A 2,612-nucleotide genomic window follows, 5' to 3' on the forward strand; every position below is an offset into this window, starting at 1 on the left:
ACATGCAACTTCAATCTTAACAGAGCACTATAATCTTTGCGTTCTTTGCGGTTAATTTCTTTGCGTTCTTTGCGGTTAAAAAAGGATAAACCACTTAATCTTAAAAAAACTTGAATATCGAGTAATACCTTTTGTAAGGTGGCGTGCTTAGAGGATGTTTTGAAAGCAAAGACTTATGTAAACAGGGATAAAGATAAGGCAGTATTAAAACTTATTCAGGATACTATTCGGATAAAGAATAGATTAGAAAGGTAAATATCCGCATAAATTTTTGGGAAAGTAGGACGCAGATGAACGCAGATGAACAGGATAAAATAAAATCCTAAAAATCCTGTAAATCTGCGTCCCAAAAAACGAAAATCTTGCGTCCAGAAAACGAGGAGGTTTGAAAATATGAAGTTATGTGCTGATGTTGTAAAAAAAGATGATTCAAGAATTAGCATTGAGATAAAGAAGGATAACTTTGAGGCATTTTGCAATGCGGTTGGGTTGTTCAAAAAAGAGTTTTTAGAAATATTAGATGCTTCAGAAAATGACCATAGAGAAGGTAGAATAAAAGAGAGAAAGTCTTTATTGGAAATAGGGCTTCACGAAATTATAAAGTAAATAATCGGTTAATTGGTAACTGGTAATTGGTAACTGTTTAACCAATTACCATTTAACCAATTACCAACCATAAAGGACGCGGATGAACGCAGATGAACAGGATAAAAATAAATAAAATAAAATCCTAAAAATCCTGTCCATCTGCGTCCCCAAAAAACGGAAATCTGCGTCCCATACAACCTGCACAGGTAGGCAGATAATTCTACCGAAAAAGTAAGGCAAGCATCCTGCTTGCCAATAACCACCATGTTCTCACAACCGTGGAAGGTTGTGTTACTATAAGGGGAATACACACCCCTACGCTCCTCTCAAGAGAGGAATTAAATAGGGCTTCACGAAATTATAAAGTAAGTAATTGGTTAAATGGTAACTGGTAACTAATTACCATTCACCAGTTACCAATTACCAAACAAAAGGAGGTATTTAAAAAATGAAAAAAAGAATGAATTGGTTTATTGGTTTGCTGATGTTGGGGTTGATATGTTGTCTGCCCAAACTATCCTTCGCTACGCCAACAACTACTCTGCTTATTGTTGATAGCAATAACCACCGTGTGATTGAGGTTGATGCTAACCACAATATCATCTGGCAGTATGGACAAACAGGTGTTCATGGCTCAGGGCCAAATCAACTTTACTATCCTTACGAAGCTGTTAAGTTGACTAACGGTAATGTACTTATCGCTGATTGTGATAACAATCGGGTGATTGAGGTTCAACCTACTGGTACCAGTGCCGGAACGATTATCTGGGATTATAGGCCAGGCTTCTCTCCACGAGATGTAAAGAAATTACCCAATGGTAATGTGCTTATTGTTGGAGGCAATCAAGTACTTGAGGTTACCCCGGTTTATCCAAATACTGCAACTGTTGTCTGGCAATGTGGTAATGGACCTAATATCACTCTGAGGAATCCTTCTGAAGCTGAATGGCGACCTGGGACACCAACCGATTATTACCTTATTACAGATTACGGGAATAATCGGGTAATTGAGGTCCAACGAACCTCTCCAACAGATGGGACTATCACCTATCAGTATGGAGGTACCCAAGGTTCTGGGCCAAATCAACTTTACTATCCCAAAGATGCTATGAGACTGATTTGTGGCACGATACTCATTGCTGATCAAGGTAACAATCGAGTAATTGAAGTGCAACCTACTTATCCAACTGGAGGAACGATAGTCTGGGAGTGTGGTTCTTCTACAGGTCTGCCACTTAACTTGCCTGCTGAAGCTATCCGAATGAGTAATTGGAATACCCTTATAGCTGACACGTATAACCATCGAGTAATTGAGGTAAGAACCAATGATTATCCAGCGTTTACTCCGGCAAGTATTGTCTGGCAACAAGGTCAGACAGGTGTTTCAGGCTCTGGGCCAAATCAACTTAACTATCCTGCTGATGTAGAGGAATTAGGCATAGTCAACATAGCCAAGGCAGAGTATCAGGATTCCACAGGTAAGGATATGCCAACAAAATTTGCCGGGATAGTAATAGAGCTTATCCCACCAGTAGTTAATCTACCAGAGATTGAATTGAGTAAGGATGTCTCCTACATAGGCACAGTAACTATCGGTGCGACATTGACTTACACTATTGCCTATATCAATGTTGGTTCAGGGACAGCACATAATGTGGTGATTACCGATATGGTGCCAGATGGGACAGGGTATGTTACAGGTAGTGCACACGAGACATCTGGCCCATCAGCCAGTGAATCCTATTCGCATGATGGTGGGTTAACCTTCGATCCATACGAGACATCACCAGTTACACATGTGAGATGGACGATAGATGAAGTACCACCTGGTGTAAACGGAACATTAGTATTCGAGGTAGCGATTAAGTAGTTTTGGGACAAGGTAACCAGGTAAAAATCACCGCAGAGATGATATGATAAAGTGTCAAGTTTGACCTGCGAAAGATTTTATGGTATACTATACAAAAAGTATTAACTAACTAAAATAAGGAGGACAAACTTATGACACAAACAACATATTTACC

The 2,612-nt window shown here is 39.5% G+C and carries 3 protein-coding genes; 2 read left to right on the forward strand and 1 reads right to left on the reverse strand.

The window, feature by feature from the left end:
- Positions 1-393: 393 nt before the first annotated feature.
- The gene (locus AB1414_18930) at positions 394-606 is read left to right on the forward strand and encodes a hypothetical protein (GenBank protein ID MEW6609487.1); all 213 of its coding nucleotides are present in this window, start codon (positions 394-396) and stop codon (positions 604-606) included.
- Between the two features lie 8 nt (positions 607-614).
- Here the strand turns inward: AB1414_18930 and AB1414_18935 are convergent, their stop codons facing one another.
- The gene (locus tag AB1414_18935; protein MEW6609488.1) at positions 615-899 is read right to left on the reverse strand and encodes a hypothetical protein; all 285 of its coding nucleotides are present in this window, start codon (positions 897-899) and stop codon (positions 615-617) included.
- Positions 900-1,036: 137 nt separating this feature from the next.
- Between AB1414_18935 and AB1414_18940 the strand changes: the two genes are divergently transcribed.
- Positions 1,037-2,458, forward strand: a complete 1,422-nt coding sequence (locus AB1414_18940) for a hypothetical protein (protein ID MEW6609489.1) — start codon at positions 1,037-1,039, stop codon at positions 2,456-2,458.
- Positions 2,459-2,612 lie beyond the last annotated feature (154 nt).

The sequence above is a fragment of the bacterium genome (assembly GCA_040755795.1).
GTDB lineage: Bacteria > UBA9089 > CG2-30-40-21 > CG2-30-40-21 > SBAY01 > JBFLXS01.